Origin of the sequence: Pantoea sp. B566, from assembly GCF_024793925.1 — a bacterium.
GTDB classification, from domain to species: domain Bacteria; phylum Pseudomonadota; class Gammaproteobacteria; order Enterobacterales; family Enterobacteriaceae; genus Pantoea; species Pantoea ananatis.
The window spans coordinates 174,129-196,490 of sequence record NZ_JANUQL010000003.1 but is presented as its reverse complement, the minus strand read 5'-3'; the positions used below and the strand labels follow the sequence as shown (position 1 = coordinate 196,490).

General features: G+C 54.1%; 18 protein-coding genes, 3 tRNA genes and 1 other RNA gene. 12 read left to right on the top strand and 10 right to left on the bottom strand.

The features are described from left to right. The first annotated feature begins 217 nt into the window (after positions 1–217). On the top strand, positions 218–1,243 hold the full coding sequence (purR, locus tag NYE92_RS02635; RefSeq protein ID WP_014605954.1) for an HTH-type transcriptional repressor PurR: 1,026 nt from the start codon (positions 218–220) through the stop codon (positions 1,241–1,243). On the opposite strand, the gene punR is transcribed toward purR, so the two are convergent. Beyond that, positions 1,240–2,145, bottom strand: a complete 906-nt coding sequence (punR, locus tag NYE92_RS02630) for a DNA-binding transcriptional activator PunR (protein ID WP_014593608.1) — start codon at positions 2,143–2,145, stop codon at positions 1,240–1,242. The two genes, purR and punR, sit on opposite strands and share 4 nt — an antisense overlap. Before the next feature lie 108 nt (positions 2,146–2,253). On the opposite strand from punR, the gene punC reads away from it, so the two are divergent. Together punC and cfa are read left to right on the top strand one after the other, a co-directional pair. Beyond that, positions 2,254–3,456 (top strand): purine nucleoside transporter PunC, encoded by a 1,203-nt coding sequence (gene punC / locus NYE92_RS02625; RefSeq protein ID WP_013025605.1) that lies wholly within the window; start codon positions 2,254–2,256, stop codon positions 3,454–3,456. Between the two features lie 286 nt (positions 3,457–3,742). Next, on the top strand, positions 3,743–4,891 hold the full coding sequence (cfa, locus tag NYE92_RS02620) for a cyclopropane fatty acyl phospholipid synthase (protein ID WP_014605956.1): 1,149 nt from the start codon (positions 3,743–3,745) through the stop codon (positions 4,889–4,891). 276 nt (positions 4,892–5,167) lie between these two features. Here the strand turns inward: cfa and NYE92_RS02615 are convergent, their stop codons facing one another. Next, positions 5,168–5,839 carry a riboflavin synthase gene (locus NYE92_RS02615; RefSeq protein WP_014605957.1) on the bottom strand — a complete coding sequence of 224 codons (672 nt, stop codon included), beginning with the start codon at positions 5,837–5,839 and terminating at the stop codon, positions 5,168–5,170. Between the two features lie 204 nt (positions 5,840–6,043). On the opposite strand from NYE92_RS02615, the gene NYE92_RS02610 reads away from it, so the two are divergent. The 6 genes from NYE92_RS02610 to NYE92_RS02585 all read left to right on the top strand — a co-directional run bounded on the left by NYE92_RS02610 (position 6,044) and on the right by NYE92_RS02585 (position 10,117). After that, positions 6,044–7,417 (top strand): MATE family efflux transporter, encoded by a 1,374-nt coding sequence (locus NYE92_RS02610; RefSeq protein ID WP_014593604.1) that lies wholly within the window; start codon positions 6,044–6,046, stop codon positions 7,415–7,417. Positions 7,418–7,570: 153 nt separating this feature from the next. Next, positions 7,571–7,647 (top strand) — tRNA-Val (locus NYE92_RS02605). Positions 7,648–7,650: 3 nt separating this feature from the next. Beyond that, positions 7,651–7,727: transfer RNA gene (locus NYE92_RS02600), tRNA-Val, on the top strand. Between the two features lie 10 nt (positions 7,728–7,737). Beyond that, positions 7,738–7,814 (top strand) — tRNA-Val (locus tag NYE92_RS02595). Positions 7,815–8,160: 346 nt separating this feature from the next. Further along, the gene (gene pykF, locus NYE92_RS02590; RefSeq protein ID WP_013025600.1) at positions 8,161–9,573 is read left to right on the top strand and encodes a pyruvate kinase PykF; all 1,413 of its coding nucleotides are present in this window, start codon (positions 8,161–8,163) and stop codon (positions 9,571–9,573) included. Positions 9,574–9,880: 307 nt separating this feature from the next. Then, a complete protein-coding gene (locus tag NYE92_RS02585; protein ID WP_006118977.1) occupies positions 9,881–10,117 on the top strand; it encodes a major outer membrane lipoprotein in 237 nt (78 codons plus the stop codon). Between the two features lie 74 nt (positions 10,118–10,191). On the opposite strand, the gene NYE92_RS02580 is transcribed toward NYE92_RS02585, so the two are convergent. The 7 genes from NYE92_RS02580 to sufA are packed head-to-tail and all read right to left on the bottom strand — an operon-like array spanning position 10,192 to position 16,809. Then, complete coding sequence (locus NYE92_RS02580) at positions 10,192–11,172, bottom strand: L,D-transpeptidase family protein (protein WP_013025599.1); 981 nt, start codon at positions 11,170–11,172, stop codon at positions 10,192–10,194. A 55-nt stretch (positions 11,173–11,227) separates the two neighbouring features. Continuing rightward, positions 11,228–11,644, bottom strand: coding sequence for a cysteine desulfuration protein SufE (gene sufE, locus NYE92_RS02575; RefSeq protein ID WP_014593602.1), 417 nt, complete (start codon positions 11,642–11,644; stop codon positions 11,228–11,230). 21 nt (positions 11,645–11,665) lie between these two features. After that, a complete protein-coding gene (gene sufS / locus NYE92_RS02570) occupies positions 11,666–12,889 on the bottom strand; it encodes a cysteine desulfurase SufS (protein WP_105078592.1) in 1,224 nt (407 codons plus the stop codon). Next, complete coding sequence (gene sufD, locus NYE92_RS02565; protein ID WP_259018479.1) at positions 12,889–14,166, bottom strand: Fe-S cluster assembly protein SufD; 1,278 nt, start codon at positions 14,164–14,166, stop codon at positions 12,889–12,891. Before sufD ends, sufS begins: the two co-directional genes overlap by 1 nt. Continuing rightward, positions 14,141–14,887 carry a Fe-S cluster assembly ATPase SufC gene (gene sufC / locus NYE92_RS02560; protein WP_013025595.1) on the bottom strand — a complete coding sequence of 249 codons (747 nt, stop codon included), beginning with the start codon at positions 14,885–14,887 and terminating at the stop codon, positions 14,141–14,143. Before sufC ends, sufD begins: the two co-directional genes overlap by 26 nt. 46 nt (positions 14,888–14,933) lie before the next feature. Further along, positions 14,934–16,427, bottom strand: a complete 1,494-nt coding sequence (gene sufB / locus NYE92_RS02555; RefSeq protein WP_013025594.1) for a Fe-S cluster assembly protein SufB — start codon at positions 16,425–16,427, stop codon at positions 14,934–14,936. Positions 16,428–16,434: 7 nt separating this feature from the next. Then, positions 16,435–16,809 (bottom strand): Fe-S cluster assembly scaffold SufA, encoded by a 375-nt coding sequence (gene sufA / locus NYE92_RS02550; RefSeq protein WP_013025593.1) that lies wholly within the window; start codon positions 16,807–16,809, stop codon positions 16,435–16,437. Between the two features lie 388 nt (positions 16,810–17,197). Here sufA and NYE92_RS02545 point away from each other — a divergent pair, with 388 nt between their 5' ends. Then, positions 17,198–17,602, top strand: coding sequence for a hypothetical protein (locus tag NYE92_RS02545; RefSeq protein ID WP_259018476.1), 405 nt, complete (start codon positions 17,198–17,200; stop codon positions 17,600–17,602). Between the two features lie 31 nt (positions 17,603–17,633). Here NYE92_RS02545 and NYE92_RS02540 read toward each other — a convergent pair whose 3' ends face one another. Next, positions 17,634–20,687 (bottom strand): FAD-binding and (Fe-S)-binding domain-containing protein, encoded by a 3,054-nt coding sequence (locus NYE92_RS02540; RefSeq protein WP_029568726.1) that lies wholly within the window; start codon positions 20,685–20,687, stop codon positions 17,634–17,636. A 208-nt stretch (positions 20,688–20,895) separates the two neighbouring features. Here NYE92_RS02540 and ydiK point away from each other — a divergent pair, with 208 nt between their 5' ends. After that, entirely contained in the window at positions 20,896–21,996 is a 1,101-nt protein-coding gene (gene ydiK, locus NYE92_RS02535; protein WP_014605961.1) for an AI-2E family transporter YdiK, read from the top strand. Between the two features lie 254 nt (positions 21,997–22,250). Continuing rightward, an RNA gene (gene rprA, locus NYE92_RS02530) (antisense sRNA RprA) lies at positions 22,251–22,359 on the top strand. The last annotated feature ends 3 nt before the right edge of the window (positions 22,360–22,362 follow it).

Genomic DNA, 22,362 nt, shown 5'->3' with positions numbered 1-22,362 from the left:
CTCGTTTTATCCGTGCAGCCTTGTTAGAATCCCCTCTTTGTTGCGCAACAGCGCGCAACATCGGTTGCGTCAGCACCCTTTTCAACCGTTATTTCCTGCCCCGATGCCCCATAACCGGTCAGAAAAACGATTTTTTTGCAGAAATAACCGTCCGCTGACGCAAACGTTTAACAACATGCTTATCAACAGGTTAGATAAGCCCGGGAGTTCGATTTTCATGGCAACAATTAAAGATGTGGCGAAACGTGCAGGCGTCTCTACCACAACCGTTTCTCACGTCATCAATAAGACGCGCTTTGTCGCAGAAGATACCCGCGAAGCGGTCTGGGAAGCGATTCGGGAATTACATTATTCACCCAGCGCCGTAGCACGCAGCCTGAAGGTGAATCACACCAAAACGCTGGGCCTTTTGGCCACCTCCAGCGAGGCGCCCTATTTCGCTGAAATTATTGAAGCCGTGGAGAATCACTGCTTTGATAAAGGCTACACCCTGATTTTAGGCAACGCGCATAACGACCTGCAAAAACAGCGTGCCTACCTCTCGATGATGGCGCAGAAGCGCGTCGATGGGCTGCTGGTCATGTGTTCTGAGTACCCGGATGATTTGCTGCAAATGCTGGAAGCCAACCGCAATATTCCCATGGTGGTCATGGACTGGGGCGAATCCCGTGCCGATTTTACTGACACGGTGCTGGATAATGCGTTTCAGGGCGGTTATCTGGCCGGCCGCTACCTCATCGAACGCGGGCATCGCGATATTGGTGCCATTCCAGGGCAAATGGAACGTAACACCGGTGGTGGCCGTCATGCCGGTTTCCTCAAGGCGCTGGAAGAAGCCGGAATTCAGCCGCGTTCAGAGTGGATTGTGCAGGGCGATTTCGAGCCTGAATCCGGGTATCAGGCTATGCAGCAAATTCTGTCGCAGAAGCAGCGCCCAAGCGCGGTGTTCTGCGGTGGCGATATTATGGCCATGGGCGCTATCTGTGCCGCCGATGAAATGGGCCTGCGCGTCCCGCAGGATATTTCGGTGATTGGCTACGATAATGTGCGCAACGCACGCTATTTCACGCCTGCACTGACTACCGTGCACCAGCCAAAAGCGCAACTGGGGGAGAAGGCTCTGGAGATGCTGCTGGACCGCATTACCAGCAAGCGTGAAGAGTCGCAAACCATCGAAGTGCATCCGACACTGATTGAGCGACGCTCTGTAGGCTACGGTCCCTATCGCGACTACCGTCGCTAATCCTCGCTCAACCACTCCTGATTGAGCGTTTGCGCATCACCCAGGTAATTGAGCAACCAGCCCAATGCCGGTGATGCGCGATCTTCCGCCCAACTGACGCAGCAGGGACTTTCTGGAAAAGGCTGGGGCAAGTTAAGTTCGGTCACTTCGCCGCTGTCCAGTAGCGGGCGGGCTAAGTGCCCCGGCACCATTGCGACGCACAGCCCGGACCGGACGCAGTCCAGCCCGGTCTGCCATTCAGGCACCACCAGTCGGCGTTGATTATCCAGAGCCCAGGTCATACGGCGCGGTAACGCACGCGAGGTGTCTTCCAGCACCAGCGAAGGCCAGTTGCGCAACGCCTCATCATCCAGCCGGGCGACCTGGGTTAACGGATGTTCCCGCGCGACGATGCAGCGCCAGTTCAGGGTTCCCATATCGCGGAAAGCAAACCGCCCGCCCACCGGAATCGCCTGAGTCGCGCCTATTGCGACCTCGACTCTTCCGTCAGCCAGCGCATCCCATACGCCGTTAAACACTTCATAACTGATGTGAAGCTCCATATCCGGAAAGTGGCGGTAGAAATCCCTGACGAACTGACGGGTTCGGTGCGGTTTCACAATGCAGTCCACCGCAATCGCGATTTGCCCTCGCCAGCCGTTGGCCAGTTGTTGGCACTGACGGCGCGTGGCATCCATTTTTTTGATGACGCTGCGGCCTTCTCGCACAAAATGTTCGCCCGCAGGTGTCAAAACAACCTCCCGGTGCTGCCGTTCAAACAGCGGTACCGCCAGCCAGGTTTCAAGCTGGCGAACGGTATAGCTGATGGCAGAAGGTACACGGTGCAACTCCTGGGCCGCAGCACTGAAACTGCCGCCACGCGCGACCGCATCAACCACTTCAAGCGCATATTCAGACCACATATCCTGCCTTTAAATTTTTTAACAGCAACAGGCAAATTTTACCGTTTCACAGTATGAAGTACAGCTTTTACACTGCCCCGCGTTTATCCTGCAAAAAATGAGAATCAGATGTCAGCTTCTAAAGGATTCATTCCCTATCTTGCCGTGCTCAGTATGCTGGGCTTTCTGGCCACCGATATGTACCTGCCCGCCTTCGGGGCCATGCAGCAAAGTTTTAACACCTCCGCCGGGATGATCAGCGCCAGTATGAGCCTGTTCCTGGCGGGTTTTGCCTGTGGTCAGCTGGTATGGGGACCGCTGTCAGATCGTATTGGCCGCAAACCGGTATTGCTGGCAGGACTGAGCCTGTTTGCGCTGGGTTGTGCGGGGATGCTGTGGGTGGACGACGTCGTACTAATGCTGGTGCTGCGCTTCATTCAGGCCATCGGCGTGTGCGCGGCTGCCGTGAGCTGGCAGGCCCTGGTGGTCGATCGCTATCCTCAGTCGCGCGCGAATAAAGTCTTTGCCACTATTATGCCGCTGGTCGCGCTGTCTCCTGCGCTGGCCCCGCTGCTGGGAGCCTGGCTGATTAGCCATTTTCACTGGCGCTCAATTTTTGTCGTTCTGACCGCGATTGCCGCAGCCCTGATCTTGATTACGCTGCGCCTGCCATCGGTACAAACAGCCCGCCGCCCGGCCCCGTCACAGCCCGGTTTTATGACGCTGCTGCGTTCACGCGTCTACAGCGGTAACGTCCTGATGTATTCTGCCTGCTCGGCCAGCTTTTTTGCCTGGTTGACCGGATCACCGTTTATTCTGGCAGCGATTGGCCTGTCGCCTGCTGATATCGGCTTAAGCTATATTCCGCAGACCATTGCTTTCTTAGTCGGCGGTTTTGGCTGCCGTGCGCTCCTTAACCGTTTCAAAGGGGCGCAGTTGCTGCCATGGCTGCTCATCGTCTATAGCCTTAGCGTACTGGCCCTGTTTGCCGTCGCCCTGTCAGGCTCGGTTTCACTCACCGCTTTGCTGGTGCCGTTTTGCGGCATGGCGCTGGCGAACGGGGCGATTTATCCCATCGTCGTATCCAGTGCACTTCTGCCCTTCCCCCATGCGACCGGCAGAGCCGCCGCCCTGCAGAACACGCTGCAGCTGGGCCTGTGCTTTGTCGCCAGCCTGGCCGTCTCGGCGGGCCTGACCCAGGCGCTGTTCACCACAACGCTCATCATGGCGGTGACGATTGTACTGGCGCTGGCAGGCTATCAGATGCAGCGCCGCACCGGCGCACAAACTGATATTGCCTCAACGGCACATCCCTGCCAGGATAATAACTGAGGCAACGACTTTTGTCGTCTGAGTGATCAACACGTGACGGGCCCGCCAGCGCCTCCTGTGCCGGGCCCTGATTCGCCGTACCATCATAATAACAATGTTTGACGCAGCCTCATCGCTGTGAAGGTGTCTTTGTGGGCAAATGCACTCTGCTGGCCCCTGCATTGCACCCTTTCTCTGTACGCTTAAGGTTGTCTGGCGCAAGGCGTCATCTGTGACTTTTCTCATAATCCTGAGAAACGGCTCCTGCTCTTTCTCAGGTTCTGACAGTTCTGGTGATGGAGTGGCTATGAGTTCAACATGTGTAGCAGAAGTGAATATCGAACGAAACCATTGGTACCGTATCGTTCATGAGTTATTGCAAAAAGCAGACATCGAAATCAACGGTTCCCGCCCATGGGACATTCAGGTTAAACATCCCGATTTTTTTAAACGCGTCCTGCAAAAGGGCTCCCTGGGGCTGGGCGAAAGTTATATGGACGGCTGGTGGGAGTGCGAAAGGCTGGATATGTTTTTTCATCGGGCGTTGAAACATAAGCTTGATGAGCAGCTTCCTCATCACGTGCAGGATATCGTGCGCATTGCGCTGGCCCGCCTGGTTAACCTGCAGTCGAAAAAACGGGCCTGGCAAGTCGGCAAAGCGCACTATGATCTGGGTAATGACCTTTTTACCCTGATGCTCGATCCTTACATGCAATACTCCTGCGGCTACTGGAAAGACGCCACGACGCTTGAGGCGGCACAGGAAGCCAAACTGGACATGATCTGTCGCAAGCTGCAACTGAAACCCGGTATGACCTTGCTGGATATTGGCTGTGGCTGGGGCGGTCTGGCGGCTTATGCAGCAAGAAACTATGGCGTCAGCGTACAGGGCGTGACGATCTCTGCAGAACAACAAAAGCTGGCGCAGCAACGCTGCGAAGGGCTGGATGTCACTATCCTGCTTCAGGATTATCGCGATCTGAATCAGCAGTTTGACCGCATCGTCTCGGTGGGGATGTTCGAACACGTGGGGCCGAAAAACTACCCAACCTACTTTGCCACGGTCAATCGCAACCTCAAGCCGGACGGGATTTTTCTGCTGCATACCATTGGCGCGCTCAAAACGGATATGCACGTCGATCCGTGGATCGGCAAGTATATTTTCCCGAATGGCTGCCTGCCTTCTTTACGCCATATTGCCGACGTCAGCGAACCGCATTTCATTATGGAAGACTGGCACAACTTCGGCGCTGACTACGACACCACGCTGATGGCCTGGCATGAGCGTTTCCAGCGTGCCTGGCCTGACCTGGCCGGACGTTATGAAGAACGTTTCCGACGCATGTTCTCCTACTACCTGAACGCCTGCGCCGGCGCGTTTCGCGCCCGTGAGATTCAGCTCTGGCAGATTGTCTTCAGCCGTGGCGTTGAGGGTGGATTGCGGGTGGCGCGATGATTGCGCAACGCGCCGTGGCAAGGTCAATACTGTCCGGACCGAACGCGGACGGCAGCCGGTAACCCCGGTTGCCGCGTTATCTGTCTGCCCCCACCTTCGCAGACGGGAAAATCGCGATCTTAAACCGCAGTCCAGGGCTGCAGCACATTCGCGCCGGGCGTCTTCGTCCGGGCGGTTGACACTGCACAGCCGTCAGTCGTCCCGGAAGACCGCGGGCGACACGGCAACCTGCTGGCCTGTGGGGAACGCTTTGGTCACGGCTGACGTTATTTCCCGCTATTCATCCCGATCCGTTTCGGGCTGATCGGCCTGCTCTGCCAGTGCCCTGAGCGCGGCATCTTCACGCTGGGCGAGGACGCGCTCCACCGTGTCCACAATAGCCTGAGTATGGGGATCGATTTCTATGTTAACTCTGTCGCCGAAGGTTTTGGCGCCGAGAGTGGTTCGCTCCAGCGTCTCGGGGATAAGATAAACGCAGAATTTTGTTTTGGTCACGTCGCCTACGGTCAGACTGATACCGTCGATGCCCACAAATCCTTTGTGCAGGATATATTTCATCTGCAAAGGATCCTGAATTTTAAACCAGACTTCGCGGTTGTTTTCAGAGCGGACAATTTTGCAGATTTCAGCCGTGGTCATGATGTGGCCGGACATCAGGTGGCCGCCAATTTCATCGCTGAATTTTGCCGCCCGCTCGATATTCACCACATCGCCCTGCTTGAGATCACCAAGATTGGTCACGCGCAGAGTTTCTTTGATCAGGTCAAAACTCACCAGATCGCCGTTGATTTCGGTGACGGTCAGGCAGCAACCGTTATGGGCAACCGATGCGCCCAGCGCTAAACCCGGCAACAGGTCAGCAGGAAGCCTGGCCACATGGGTGCGAAACAGACCTTTATCTTCAATGGACACGATTTCTGCGGTGCCCTGCACAATACCGGTAAACATAGTCTTTGCCTCTACGAAATTTGTGCCAGTTTAACACAGCCATGCTTAAGTGTTAGGTTTCAACAGCCTGAGAGACAGGCGGCACAAGTCCAAAACGCATTGCGTGACAAAGATTGGAGAAATCGGTCGCGCCAGTTACACTAAGCCCTGCTTCGTCTGAAGCAGTCCTCATTTCTTTATTAATCAGATAAGTCAGGTGTTTACGTGCAGAAGTATTTAACAGAAGCGCGTCAATTGCTGGCCCTCGCGATCCCCGTTATCCTGGCTCAGGTGGCGCAAACCGCGATGGGATTTGTAGATACCATTATGGCCGGCGCCGTCAGCGCCACGGATATGGCCGCCGTTGCTGTTGGCACGTCCATTTGGCTTCCCGCCATCCTGTTTGGTCATGGTGTTTTACTGGCATTGACGCCCACCATTGCGCAACTTAATGGTTCAGGTCGCCGTGAGCGAATCGCTGAACAACTTCGTCAGGGCTTTTGGCTGGCGTTTTTCCTTTCTCTGCTCATCATGCTGGTGCTGTGGAATGCCGGGTATGTTATCCGCTCGATGCATGATATCGATCCGCTGCTGGCAGAAAAGGCCGAGGGCTATCTGCATGCCCTGCTGTTTGGCGCGCCAGGCTACCTGTTTTTTCAGGTTATGCGTAACCAGTGCGAGGGGCTATCCAAAACCAAGCCCGCGATGGTGCTGGGTTTTCTTGGGCTGATGCTGAATATCCCGCTGAACTACATTTTTATCTACGGCCATTTCGGCATGCCGGCGCTGGGCGGCGTAGGCTGTGGCGTGGCGACGGCCTCGGTGTACTGGGCCATGTTCTTCTGCATGCGTTTTTGGGTACGACGAATGCGCAGTATGCGAGACATTCGCGTAGAGAGCCGCTGGTCAGCGCCTTCACGCGTTATCCTGCAACGTCTCACAGGGTTGGGTTTGCCGGTCGCGCTGGCGCTGTTTTTTGAAGTGACCCTGTTTGCCGTGGTGGCCCTGTTAGTCTCGCCGTTGGGGATTGTTAACGTCGCCGGGCACCAGATTGCCCTGAACTTCAGTTCGCTGATGTTTGTCCTGCCGCTGTCGATGGGCGTTGCCGCCACCATTCGCGTTGGCTATCGGCTGGGTCAGGGCTCGACAGAGCAGGCGCGGGTCGCCGCGTGGACCGCGCAGGGCGTTGGCGTAAGCATGGCGGTGATTACGGCCATTTTTACCGTGACCTTTCGCCATCAAATTGCCCAGCTTTATAACGACAATCCCGCGGTGGTCACGCTGGCTGCGCAACTGATGATGCTGGCTGCGATTTACCAGATTTCGGATTCTATTCAGGTGATCGGCAGCGGAATTTTGCGCGGTTATAAAGATACGCGATCGATTTTCTTCATTACCTTTATCGCTTACTGGTTGCTGGGTTTACCTTCTGGTTACATCCTGGCACTGACCGACTGGGTGGTGCCGCGCATGGGGCCAGCAGGCTTCTGGTGTGGATTTATCGTTGGCCTGACGTCGGCCGCCGTTATGATGCTGTGGCGCGTGCGACGTTTGCAGCAGCTTCCTGCGGAATTAATTCTTACGCGCGCGTCTCGCTAACTCGCTGAACGGGCCCGAAAAGGCCCGTTACGTTCAAAAAAACGGCGCATCGCGCAGATGATGTTCATTCATTGGCAAATTTGCGTTTTTCCCCTTGCCAGCCTCTTACGCTGCCGTTAATATTCGTCCCCGCTGTCGCCCTGACAGCGTGTTGCGCTCTTAGCTCAGTTGGTTAGAGCACCACCTTGACATGGTGGGGGTCGATGGTTCGAGTCCATTAGAGCGCACCAAGTGCGTCCGTAGCTCAGTTGGTTAGAGCACCACCTTGACATGGTGGGGGTCGGTGGTTCGAGTCCACTCGGACGCACCAAATTTGATATGCGCTCTTAGCTCAGTTGGTTAGAGCACCACCTTGACATGGTGGGGGTCGATGGTTCGAGTCCATTAGAGCGCACCACTCTTTTTACGTCCTTTCTTCTTTTGCGCAACAACCCTTTTCTTGATTTACATTACCTTTACGTACTGTTTTTCGATTGGTTTTCGCATACTTAGTGATTATACTGGCCGCGTTGTCCTACTTGAAAGGTTTCAGCGACTACGTGCTTATGACGATAATAAAGATTGTTTGCGCAACAACGTCCCGGTGGTTAACCAAGCTAACCACGCAACTTCCCTGCACGCCTGGCCTTCGTCACCTATTCTTATCCTGTACTGCCCTTTTCGATTTCAACCAGAGTTCTCATTTCGGTGCACTGTCATCGAAATCCTGTTTTTCATCCATCACAACTTACAGATAACCCGTCATGAAAAAGACTAAGATCGTTTGTACAATCGGCCCAAAAACCGAATCCGAAGAGATGCTGACTCAGCTGCTTGAAGCAGGCATGAACGTCATGCGTCTTAACTTCTCTCACGGTGACTATGCAGAACACGGTCAGCGTATTACCAACATGCGTGCCGTGACGAAAAAAACCGGCATTCCTGCGGCTATCCTGCTGGATACCAAAGGGCCGGAAATCCGCACCATGAAGCTGGAAGGTGGCAACGATGTGTCACTGAAAGCCGGTCAAACCTTTACCTTTACCACCGACCAGAGCGTGATTGGTAACAACGAGCGTGTTGCCGTGACCTACTCAGGCTTCGCGAACGATCTCAAAATTGGTAACACTGTACTGGTCGACGATGGTCTGATCGGCATGCAGGTCACCGAAGTCACTGAGAACAGCGTTGTGTGTGAAGTGCTGAACAACGGCGATCTGGGCGAAAACAAAGGCGTGAACCTGCCTGGCGTTTCCATCCAGCTGCCTGCCCTGGCAGAGAAAGACAAGCGCGATCTGATTTTTGGTTGTGAGCAAGGCGTGGATTTTGTTGCAGCCTCGTTTATTCGTAAACGCTCAGACGTGCTGGAAATTCGTGAACACCTGAAGCAGCACGGTGGCGAAAACATTCAAATCATCTCCAAGATTGAAAACCAGGAAGGCCTGAATAACTTCGACGAAATTCTCGAAGCCTCTGACGGCATCATGGTTGCGCGTGGCGATCTGGGCGTTGAAATCCCGGTTGAAGAAGTGATCTTCGCGCAGAAGATGATGATTAAAAAATGTAATAAAGCCCGCAAAGTTGTCATCACCGCGACGCAGATGCTGGATTCCATGATCAAGAACCCGCGTCCAACCCGCGCTGAAGCTGGCGACGTGGCTAACGCCATTCTGGATGGAACGGATGCGGTGATGCTGTCTGGCGAGAGCGCGAAAGGCCGCTATCCGCTGGAGTCGGTCACCATCATGGCGACCATCTGTGAGCGTACCGACCGCGTGATGAAGCCACGCATCGACGGACAGAATGACAGCCGTAAGCTGCGCATTACCGAAGCCGTTTGCCGCGGTGCCGTTGAGACAGCCGAGAAACTGGAAGCACCACTGATTGTAGTCGCCACAGAAGGCGGTAAATCAGCCAAGGCCGTGCGTAAGTACTTCCCTAATGCAACCATCCTGGCACTGACCACCAACGCCACCACGGCGCGCCAGTTGATTCTGAGCAAAGGGATCGAGACCCGTATGGTCAGCGAAATTGCCTCTACCGATGATTTCTATCACCTGGGTAAAGAAGCGGCGCTGGAAAGCGGTTTTGCTCAGAAAGGTGATGTTGTTGTGCTGGTTTCAGGTGCGCTGGTACCCAGCGGAACGACCAATACGGCATCGGTACACGTTCTGTAATATCGCGTTTAACGCCTCTTTTTTTAAAAAGCGCCTTCAAAGGCGCTTTTTTATTGTCTTCATAATACAGATTCAGGAAAAAGCCAGCGCGTAATGACAATAAAAATGCGCTGCAAATTAAGGTTAATCCGATTAAATCTCTCTGTTTTAGCTAAATTTTTTTATGTTGTTCTTCAATTCGCTGCTTCTTTGAGCGAACGATCATGTTTAAGCATGTTCTTATCAAAAAATTATTCTCAAGTTAAAAAGCTTTGTGTAATACTTGTAACGCTACATGGAGATTAACTCAATCTAGAGGGTATAAATAATGAATCGTACTAAACTGGTACTGGGCGCGGTAATCCTGGGTTCAACTCTGCTGGCTGGTTGCTCAAGCAACGCTAAAATCGACCAGCTGTCTTCAGACGTTCAGACTCTGAACGCTAAAGTTGACCAGCTGAGCAACGACGTGAACGCAGTGCGTTCTGACGTTCAGGCTGCTAAAGATGACGCAGCTCGCGCTAACCAGCGTCTGGACAACCAGGCTCACTCTTACCGTAAGTAAGAGTTCTGGTTTTAAAAATGGTGCCCTTGTGGCACCATTTTTTTTGTCTGCAGTTCGGGATAACGACGTCCGCCTTACTCGCCCACAGCGCGCTGGGATGACGCAGAGGCCGCAGCCTCATCCTGTATCGGCTCACCCGCACTGACCAGCACAGGCATGCCTGAGCGACGCGTCAGCGTGGCTTTAATCAACGCTCTGTCACTCTTCTCGCTCTTCATAAAGGATCTGAAGTCCGCACTGAGCGCTAACGGAGCCGTTTGCGGATCCTCCTTCTCATTACGTGACAGCGGCTGATGCACCTCAACGTAGCGCTTACCATCAGGTTCAACGCTGAACTTTACCGGTTGGTTAATAATCTGTACCCGCGTCCCTACCGGCACGCTATTGAACAGCGCTTCGATATCCTCGGTACGTAAACGAATACAGCCTGAACTGACGCGCATACCGATACCAAAATTGGCATTGGTGCCGTGGATAAGATACTGGCCTGTTCCACGCGCCATACGCAGCGCATGCAGCCCCATGGGGTTATCCGGGCCTGCTGGCACGACGGCGGGCAGCGTGATGCCCTCTTTGGCATAGCGCTTGCGGATATTCGCCGTGGGCGTCCACGTAGGATTGGGTATTTTCTGGCTGATGCTGGTCACCATAATGGGCGTGACGATCCCCATCTGACCAATGCCAATGGGATACACGATAACCTTGTCTTCGCCCTTTGGATAATAGTACAACCGCAGTTCGGCCAGGTTCACCACAATGCCTTCACGCGGCGTGTCCGGAAGAATCATCTGCAGAGGAATGGTCAACTGGGTGCCCGGTTTCGGTAACCAGGGATCGGTACCGGGGTTCGCTTCCAACATGCCCAGCAGCCCGACCTGATAACGCGCAGCAATCTCTTCAAGAGGACGTTTGTTATCCGGTACCTGGGTCACCACATTCTCACCAATCAGGCGGCTGTCGGCGGGCGGTAACGGGTATTCCGTGGCAAAAACGGGTGCAGAGAGCCCAAAACAGGTCAGCAGCAATGCACCAGCTAAACGCAAAGCAGGTTTCATGCGGTTTTCTCGTCAGATAGTAAAAAGACGCCGGATGGCGTCTTTGAAGTGTATCTTAGCTGAGGTTCTGAGCGGTATGGCGAATTGACTTAATCATCGCTTCCAGCCCCTGCGAACGCGTTGGCGTGAGGTGCTGAACCAGGGCCAGTTCGCTGAACCAGTGGCGCACATCCAGCGCCACAATGTCAGCGGGCTGCAGGTTTTGATAGAGACTAAATACGATAGCTATCAATCCCTTAACAATGGCTGCATCACTGTCACCTTCAAAGCCGATGGTGCCATCTGCCTGCGGTGTCATCTTGATCCACACCTGGCTCTGGCAGCCCGTAATGGCATATTCGGGCTGATGCAGTGTTTCAGATGATTCCGGAAGTTTGGCACCCAATTCAATGATGTAGAGGTACTTCTCTTCCCAGTTGGCGCAACGGTTGAAGTTGCGCACCAGTTTCTCTTTTTCTGGCAACGTCGCCATTAATCACTCCGTTTACTCTGCTCAACCGCCCAGCAGACGATGAATACGCGTCAGGCCGGCCGCCAGGCGATCGACCTCTTCTTCACTGTTGTAGAAGGTGAAGGAAGCACGGCACATCGCCGGCACCTGATAGTGGCGCAGTAACGGCATTGCGCAATGATGTCCGGTGCGAATCGCAATACCGTACTGATCAAGGAAGCTGCCGACGTCAAACGCGTGGTGTTTGCCAAGGTTAAAAGCAATCACGCCTGCGCGCTGCTGCGGACCGTAAATCTGAATATCAGGTACGGATGAGAGTTTATCAAGGGCATAGTTCATCAATGCGGTTTCACGCTGATGAATCGTATCCAGACCCAGCGCCTGCACATAGTCCAGCGCCGCACCCAGCCCAATAATGCCGCCGGTGTTTGGCGTACCGGCCTCAAAACGCCATGGCGCCGTATTCCAGGTGGTGCCGGTTGGCAGCAGGACTTCACCAATCATCGAGCCACCGCCTTCCCATGGCGGCATGGCATCCAGAAGTGCCTTGCGGCCATAAAGTACGCCAATGCCATTCGGGCCATAGAGCTTATGGGCGGAGAAGACATAGAAGTCGCAGTCGATGTCCTGCACGTCAACGGTGTTATGCATCACAGCCTGAGCCCCGTCAATCAGCGTGACGACGCCAGCCGCTCTGGCCTGCGCGACGATCGCTTTCACCGGGTTAACCGTGCCCAGCACGTTTGAAACGTGCGTCACCGCCAGTAAGCGGGTCCGGCTGTCGATCAAACCAGCCAGTTGGTCCAGCGCCAGCTCACCGTTGTCGGTCAGCGGCAGCACCCGGATCTCGGCACCGCAGCGCTCTGCCACCATCTGCCAGGGCACGATATTCGCATGGTGCTCCATCTGCGTGATAATCAGATTATCACCGGGCTGAAGCTGACTGCCGCCCCAGCTGTTGGCGACCAGATTGATCCCTTCCGTCGTTCCCTTTACAAAAACAATCTCTTCCGATGATGCCGCATTGAGAAAACGTGCCACCTGTTGGCGAACGTTTTCCATATCGCTGGTCGCCTGCTGGCTGAGCGTGTGAATACCGCGGTGCACGGCCGCGTAGCCGTGCTGGTAGAAATGACTTTCGGCATTGATGACCGACAGAGGACGCTGTGCGCTGGCGGCGCTGTCAAGGTAGGCCAGCGGATGACCGTTGACCTCACGCTTCAGGATGGGAAAATCCGCCCTGATACGCTCGAGATCGAAGTTCATCATGAGTCGCCTCCCGGGAAGCGCTGCGCGATGCGCTGCAGCACAGCCTGGCGCAGAATTGGATTATCCAGCGTTTCGGTTAACTCGGCAGCAAAGGCATGGATGATCATGGTCTGCGCCGCGTCCTGTTCAATGCCGCGAGAACGCAGGTAGAACATCTGCTCGTCATCAATACGGCCTACGGTCGCCCCGTGGCTGCACTTCACGTCATCCGCGTAAATTTCCAGCTGCGGCTTGGTATCCACTTCCGCCAGACGGCCTAACAACAGGTTGTTATTGGTCATCTGTCCGTCAGTTTTGAGTGCGTGCTGCGCGACTTTGATGTGACCGTTAAACACCGCACGGCCTTTGTCACGCACGATGGTTTTATGCATCTGGCGACTCAGGCAGTGGCCTTTGTTGTGTTCAAGATAGGTGCGGGTATCCGCCACTTCCTGATTCACCGGCAGCACCAGGCTGTTCAGCGACAGCTGGGTGTTCTCACCGTTCAGTTGCGTACTGGTATTGTGACGGCTCAGGCCAGCACCCAGTAAGAAGCTGGTGCTGGTCACCTGCGCATCGCGGTTGATCACCATGTCGTTATGGGCAAAGTGATAGCTTTTGCTGCTCTCAAAAGCCAGCTTGGTGTGACGAAGCCTGGCATTGTCCGCAACGGCAAAGGTGAAACGGGCGCCGGTAAAATGCGCGCTGTCGTTTAGCGTGACAAAGTGCTCAATCACTTCCGCTTCTGCGCTTTCTTCCAGTTGCAGATGATGACGATGATGCACCGTGTTCATGCCGTCGTCTTTGCCGCTGGTGATATGCAGCAGATAAAGCGGACGTGCCGCCGCCTTGCCACGCGCCAGCCGAATATGCGTGACTTCTTCAGCCAGGCTTTCGGTCAGGTGCAGAAAAATCTCCGGCTGCACGGCGGCAGGCAGGTCGCGGCGCTCGGCCGCAACGCTGTGCTGAATCTCGAACAGTTCGGTATCGCTGCTACTCAGCGCAGGCTGGAATCTTCCGTCGACAAAAACCAGACGTACGGTATCCAGCGGGAGCGACAGTGCATCAACCTGCGTAGCGCTGAGCTCGTGCGCCTCAGGCAACACGAAGTGATGTGCCAGCAGGCCATCCAGCGGCGTGTATTTCCAGTTTTCATGTTTGCGGGTGGGCAAGCCCAAACGCATTAACTGCTGCCAGTGCTGCTGAGCCTGCATTGAACGCATTTCACCGCGTGATTCAAACAGGTGGTGCCACTGTTGCAGCGCGGTATCACTCTTCGTCGGTAAGCCAGCCATAGCCCTGCTCCTCCAACTGTTTCACCAGCGAGAAATCGCCTGATTTTACGATTTTACCCTGATACAGCACGTGTACGAAGTCTGGCTTGATGTAGTCCAGAATACGCTGATAGTGGGTTACGATGATAAATGCACGCTTTTCGTCACGCAGGCTGTTTACGCCATTGGCGACGATTTTCAGGGCATCGATGTCCAGACCGGAGTCGGTTTCATCCAGAATGCAGAGATCCGGCTCCAGCGCCGCCATCTGCAGAATATCGTTACGCTTCTTCTCACCACCGGAGAAGCCTACGTTAACGGAACGCGTCAGCAGATCTTCTGGCATTTTCAGCAGATCGATTTTTTCTTCAATGAAGTCCTGGAAATCAAAGCGATCCAGCTCGTCCTGCTGACGGTATTTGCGCACCGCATTCACGGAGGTCTGCAGGAAAAACTGGTTGCTGACGCCGGGGATTTCAACCGGGTACTGGAAAGCCATAAAGATGCCTTCGCCTGCACGTTCCTCAGGTTCCAGCTCCAGCAGATCCTTGCCCTTAAAGGTTACGGAACCGCCGGTGACTTCATAGTCTTCACGTCCGGCCAGGGTCGCAGACAGCGTACTCTTACCCGAACCGTTAGGTCCCATGATGGCATGAACTTCGCCGGGCTTAATCTCAAGGTTCAGACCACGTAAAATCGCTTTGTCTTCAACGCTAACCTGTAAATCTTTAATACTTAACATGCTTATTCCTTCACATTGCTTCCGGCAACGCGTGTGACGGCGTCAATCAGCCCACACTGTGCTCAAGGCTGATGGCTAACAGTTTTTGCGCTTCCACTGCAAATTCCAGCGGCAGCTCAGAGAATACGTCTTTACAGAAACCGTTCACGATCATCGAAATCGCATCTTCTTCACTGATGCCGCGTTGCAGACAGTAGAACATCTGATCTTCGCCGATACGTGAGGTGGTGGCTTCGTGCTCCAGCTGAGCGGTATTGTTACGGGTTTCAACATACGGGAACGTATGCGCGCCACAATCCGGACCAATCAGCATAGAATCGCACTGCGTAAAGTTACGTGCGTTGGTGGCCGTGGGCATGATTTTTACCAGGCCACGGTAGGTATTCTGACTTTTCCCGGCGGAAATACCTTTAGAGATAATCGTCGACTTCGTATTTTTGCCGATGTGGATCATCTTGGTACCGGTGTCCGCCTGCTGGCGTCCGCTGGTCAGTGCCACCGAGTAGAACTCGCCCACGGAGTGATCGCCACGCAGGATACAGCTTGGATATTTCCAGGTAATGGCCGAGCCGGTTTCCGACTGCGTCCACGACATTTTGCTGTAATCCCCTTCGCACAAGGCGCGCTTGGTGACGAAGTTGAGGATACCGCCCTCGCCTTCACCGCCCGGGAACCAGTTCTGAACGGTGGAATATTTCACTTCCGCGTTCTTATGAATGATGACCTCTACCACCGCAGCGTGCAGCTGGTAGGTGTCACGCACGGGCGCGGAACAGCCTTCGATGTAGCTCACGTAGCTGTCTTCATCTGCAATCAGAATCGTACGTTCGAACTGACCGGTTTTCGCAGCGTTAATGCGGAAATAGGTAGACAGCTCCATCGGGCAACGCACCCCTTTCGGGATGTAGACGAAAGTACCGTCGGAGGCTACCGCAGAGTTCAACGCGGCAAAAAAGTTATCATTGGGTGGCACCACGGTACCCAGGTACTTTTTCACCAGCTCTGGATGATCGTGGATCGCTTCGCCAAAGGAGCAAAAGATAATTCCCTGCTCGGCCAGCTTGCTGCGATAGGTCGTGGATACGGATACGGAGTCGAAGATGGCGTCAACGGCCACTTCTTTACCTTCACGTACCGGAACGCCCAACTGATTAAACGCGTTCTCAACTTCCTGCGTCAGATAATCACTGGCCGGGGCGCTGCCCGATGCCTGGGTCGCGCCCGGTTCAGACGCACAGGTGTCATCGCAGTTTCCGCACGATGGCGCGGAGTAGTAACTGTAGTCCTGATAATCCAGCTTTTCGTAATGCGCTTTCAGCCAGTGCGGCTCTTCCATTTCCAGCCAGGCACGAAAGGCTTTAAGACGAAACTCCAGCATCCACTCTGGCTCGTTACGCTTAGCCGAAATTGCCCGTACCACATCTTCATTGATGCCGTTGGCAAATTCTTCGGTTTGCAATTGGGTAAAGAAGCCCTCTTTATAATTGAGCTTACCTTCCCACATTTGTACATCGTCAGATGTTTCGCTGTGTCGTGACATATTTCACTTACTCGACGCCAAAGCTTTCACCGCACCCGCAGGCGTGCTGAGCTTTAGGGTTATTGAATTTAAAAATCTGATTCAGGCCTTCGCGAACATAATCCACTTCGGTGCCATCGATAAACGGCATTGCCTGAAGCGGCACAAACAAGGTTGCGCCGTAGTAACTAAACTGCAGATCATCCTCTTCTGGCTGCTTCACCAGATCCATTACATAACCAAAACCGGCACAGCCGGATTGTTTAATTGCTAAACGCAGGCCCTTGACTTCTGGGTTTTCTGCGGCCAGATTTAGAATTTGTTTCGCTGCGGTTTCAGTCAGCGTTAACCCTTTCCACACATACTCGTCGGGTGAGAAAGAGTCTGCATTCACGGATGACATGTTGATACCTCTTGAGTCCGGACCTTTTCAGGCTATCCCCCTATGGTAGTGATCTGACAAATCACTTCAACCTCTTGTTTTGCAGGGATAATCATAAGATGCTATTTTTACAGCTCATTTCTTAAGCATAGTCGCTGCAGCCAGGCTTGCATCGGCGAGCGTCCACTGAATTCGGGTTCTGTAACCTGTTAATAAATCGTAAATTTTTAAATGGCACCTTTACGATAATGCCTGTATTGATAGGTTACGCCTTTCTGGCATGTAAACAGATTGTTATTTCCGATTATACCGACAGGTGAGATAAATCGAAAAAAATTTCTTGCCGGGGAATTGCATTCCCGCTTCAGTTGAATATGATAATTATTATCATTCAACATTGAGGCGCGTTATGTCGTTATCGGTTTCAGCCTGGCTTCAACATAAACTCGATGAATTCCGTTTTTCGGTTCGCGATCTCACCGTTGATTTTTACCTGGCACAGGCCAAACTCAACCGGGCTGAATGTACGATTCAGCAACTGCGTCAGTTTAACGATACCTGTTTAGACATGGCAGAGATCTGCCAGTTGAACGGCGATGACCTGAGTTATCTGCATGCCATGGGCAAACTTCACCACCGGCTGGTCCAGGAGATGCAAAACCCGGATCGTGACCGGCTGTTTCGCATCCAGGCTTACCAGTTGGCGCGACTCTCCCTGACTCAGCTGTGTCATCAACTCGCGATAACCGGTGAATGGGAACAAGCCACCGTATTGCAGAGTGAATTCGTCAGGCACGCAAGCTGGATATTCTAATCCAACCTGCGTCCGGCGTCGCCTCACCTTTTCAGATTAACTCAAGCAGAGCTTGAAGAGGATGACGCATGCCGTTGCCCTCCACGCGCTTGACCTGACTGCGGCAGGAAAAACCGGTTGCCAGGCAGCGCTGGCGCGGCAGTTTCTGCAATTGCGGATGCCATGACAGCGCATAAATTCCCAGGGAGTTCTCCAGGTTCTGGCTCTCATGACCGTAGGTGCCGGCCATGCCGCAACAGCCTACATTGATGTTTTCGAGCTTTGCGCCGAAGCGTGAGAAGATCGCCTGCCACTGACCGGGCGTGCCCGGCAGAGCGGTCACTTCGGTACAGTGAGCAAACAGATACCATGCTTCTCCGCTGGTGACCTGCACCTCACGTTCCTGCAGCGCCTGATGGAGCCACTCATGTACCAGAAGCACGTTGAAATCGCCACGGGCCTCGCCCAACATCTGGTGATACTCATCGCGGTAACAGAGCACCGTTGCCGGATCGATCCCCACCATCGGCATGCCCAGCTTTGCCACGCGATTCAGGAAATCGGCTGTTTTACTGGCCGTACGCGCAAAGCGTTGCAAAAAGCCTTTCACATGCTGCGCTTTGCCGTTGGGTGAGAACGGCAGCAGAACGGGCTGGTATCCCAGTTTCTCAATCAGTCGGATAAAATCATGTACCAGTTTGGCTTCATAGAAGCTGGTAAAAGGATCCTGCACCACCAGCACTTTTTGGGCTCGCTGTGTTTCACTGAGCGCTTCGAGCTGCTCCAGCGTCATATTCATCGCCGGATGACCACTCAACTGCTGCTTGAGCGTAGGCGAGGACAATAAAGGCAGGTCGACCATGCCAATGTGTGTCTTACTGAATGAGGTCGCCCAGGGCTGTTTCAGGAAAAAGTTAAACACCCCCGGTGCTTTCGCCATCAGGGGCGCATAGCTTTCTACGCCCGCCACCAGATGGTCGCTGAACGGGCGCAAATAGCGTGTATGGTAAAGCTGTAAAAAACGCGAGCGGAAGGCCGGAACGTCAATTTTTATCGGGCACTGGGTCGAGCAGGCTTTACAGGCCAGGCAGCCGGACATCGCCTCTTTCACCTCATGCGAAAAATCATATTCCCCTTTATTGGCATACCAGGTATTGCGCATTCTGCTTATCAGCGCGCGAAGCGACAGGGAACTTTCCGGCAGCTTTTTCTCCAGCATCACCGGATCGGCGCCCTGCTCTGCCAGCAACCGAAGCCATTCCCGCGTTAAGGTCGCGCGCCCCTTCGGCGAGTGAATGCGGTTACGGGTGATTTTCATTGACGGGCACATCGGACTGCGGGCATCGAAGTTAAAGCACAATCCGTTACCGTTGCACTCAAGCGCACCGCGCCAGGTTTCTCGTACCTGAAGGGGGATCTGACGATCGTAGCTGCCCCGTTTCGTCGCATCTACCTGCATCATCGCCGCCTCGCTGTCGAAAGGCGTACAAATCTTACCGGGATTGAGACGATTGTGGGGATCGAAGGCCGCTTTAATGCGGCGCAGCTCGTTAAACAGCGTTTCGCCAAAAAAGGCCGGACTGTACTGCGCGCGGAATCCCTTGCCATGTTCTCCCCACAGCAGGCCACCATAACGTGCCGTTAAGGCAACCACCTCATCGGAAATTTGCTTCATCATCATTTCCTGATGGGGATCGCACATATCCAGGGCCGGACGGACATGCAGCACGCCGGCGTCCACGTGACCGAACATGCCATAACTCAGACCATGGCTGTCCAGAAGCGCGCGAAACTCAACAATATAGTCGGCCAAGTGTTCAGGTGGAACGGCGGTATCTTCAACAAAGGGGATCGGTTTGGCACGGCCTTTGGCATTACCGAGTAAGCCCACCGCCTTTTTACGCATGTTATAGATGCGTTCAATACCGTCCAGATCGTCACAGAGCTGATAGCCGATCACCCCGCCCTGCTGCTGCGTCATCAACGTATCCAGACGGGCGCAAAGCTGTGTAATCTGCCGATCGATTTGCCCGGCATCATCCCCGGCAAACTCAACGATATTCAGCCCTAACATTTCTTTATCCGGGATAGCCGTAATCAGCTCGCGCACAGAATGCCAGACAATATCTTCCCGCGCCAGATTGAGCACTTTCGAGTCAACCGTTTCCACCGACAGCGCCTGCGCCTCGACCATCAGGGGGGCATTGCGAAGCGCAGAATCGAAGGCGTCATATTTAATATTAACCACGCGCCGGACTTTGGGCAGCGGCGTGATATCCAGACGGGCTTCGCTGATAAACGCCAGCGTTCCCTCTGCACCACACAGCAGCCGCGTCAGGTCAAAGGTCTGCATGTCATCGCTAAACACGTGGCGCAAGTCGTAACCGGTCAGGAAGCGGTTGAGCTTAGGAAACTTCTCCAGAATCAGTTCGCGATGCTCACGGCAGCGGGTGAGCACCTGCTGATAAATTCGGCCTTCAGGCGTGGGCGTTTGCGCCAGATTTTCAGCCAGCGCGGTAGGCACCGGTCGGGTATCCAGAATATCGCCGCCGAGCAGCACGGCCCTGAGCCCTAAAACATGGTCAGAGGTTTTACCGTAGACCAGCGAGCCCTGACCGGATGCATCCGTGTTAATCATGCCGCCCAGGGTGGCGCGGTTACTGGTGGAGAGCTCCGGTGAAAAGAAGAAACCAAAAGGTTTCAGGTACGCATTAAGTTGATCTTTGACTACCCCAGCCTCGACGCGCACCCAGCGTTGTTCGGTATTGATTTCCAGGATGCGGTTCATGTGGCGCGACATATCCACAATGATGCCTTGATTGAGCGACTGACCGTTGGTCCCGGTGCCGCCACCGCGCGGGGTGAAGACCAGACTGGAGAACGCCGCTTCACCCGCCAGTCGGGCTATCAGTGCCACGTCTGCCGTCGAGCGCGGGAAAAGCACCGCATCGGGCAGGAGCTGATAGATGCTGTTATCGGTTGAAAGCGAAAGTCTGTCGGCGTAGCTGGTGGCGGTATCGCCGGTGAAACCCTGCGCTTTGAGGGTTTCAAGAAATGTCAGCACCCGCTGGATAAGACCCGGTGCCTGAGAAATCTGTGGGATCATGGAGTATGTGACCAAAGATGTTGTGTAGGTTTGCGTCTGTATCTTGCTTTAATCCTCAGTTTTATCACATTTCCCACCGCGCTGTCGTTTTTTCAGGAAGGGCTGAAACCTTTTCTTTACAAGCCTGTTTAAACGCCCTGAAATAGCCCATGATTACGGGGCAGCGTCATCCCCTGAGTTGACGAATTCCAATGAGGTAACGCACAAGATGAAAAGCCTGGAACGGCAGATTGATCTTCCCCAGATGTTATTTACCCTGATTTTTATTTTACTCCTGATCGCCGCGTGCTTGTGGGTTGTCCAGCCATTCATATTGGGCTTCGCCTGGGCAAGCATGGTGGTTATTGCCACCTGGCCCCTGATGCTGAAGATACAGCGCCTGCTGTGGGGGCGGCGTTCGCTGGCGGTCATTGTGATGACTATCCTGCTGCTCCTGCTGTTTATCATCCCGGTTGCCCTGCTGGTTAACAGCCTGATAGATAACAGCGCACCGGTCATCGCCTGGGCGACTCAGGGACATATGTTACCCACTCTGAGCTGGCTCAACGATATTCCCATGGTGGGTGAGAAACTGTATGCCAGTTACCAGAAACTGGTGGCGGGCGGCGGCGCAGCGATCATGGCGAAGTTACAACCTTATGTTGGCCGTACCACCGGTTTTTTTGTGGCGCAGGCCGGGCACTTTGGCCGTTTTATGATCCACCTGGCCGTGATGCTGTTGTTCAGCGTACTGCTCTACTGGCGCGGTGAGCAGGCGGCACAGGGCATCCGGCATTTTGCCTGGCGCATGGCTGGCCGACGCGGTGATGCTGCCGTATTGCTGGCCGGACAGGCAGTACGCGCGGTGGCGCTGGGCGTTGTCGTCACTGCGTTGGTGCAGGGCGTACTGGGCGGTATCGGGTTAGCCGTTTCCGGTATCCCCTACGCCACCTTGCTGACCGTGTTGATGATCCTCTGCTGCCTGGTGCAGATCGGCCCGCTGCTGGTGCTGGTGCCCGCGATTGTTTATCTCTACTGGAGTGGAGACACCACCTGGGGCACGGTACTGCTGATCTGGAGCTGTGTTGTGGGCACGCTGGACAATATTTTGCGGCCGGTGCTGATTCGTATGGGCGCCGATCTGCCGCTGATTCTGATTCTGTCCGGCGTTATTGGGGGATTAATCGCGTTTGGTATGATCGGCCTGTTTATCGGGCCGGTTGTGCTGGCTGTCTCTTACCGACTGGTCTCTGTCTGGATGCATGAAGTGCCTGCGCCGCAGGCCGATCCGCTAAGCGTGGTAAGTGAATCACCGGAGCAAAAGCCCTGATCCCTCCTTTTATATGATTAGTACTCGTTAAGTGGGCTGGCTGATTAAGATATCGCCAGCCTTTTTTTCATTAGCGTACTTTAAGATAAAACGCATGTTTTACGCCTTTAGCCCCTCTCCCGCCTTAAAATGATTACTTTCTAAACATAATAACGGTCCGAAACGCTCTCCCTAGCCGTCAAAATATTATTTCCTTTAAACTAATAAGAGGATTCTTAAAGACGCCAGCGAGCCGTGTGAATACCATGTTTCCTATGTTGGAAATCAAGTTACTGATTTCTAAACGCCCTAATTTCCCCTGAGTAGCGTAAAGAATTGCTGTGTGTAGTCTTTGCCCATCCCCTGTGATGGGCTTTTTTTTGCCTG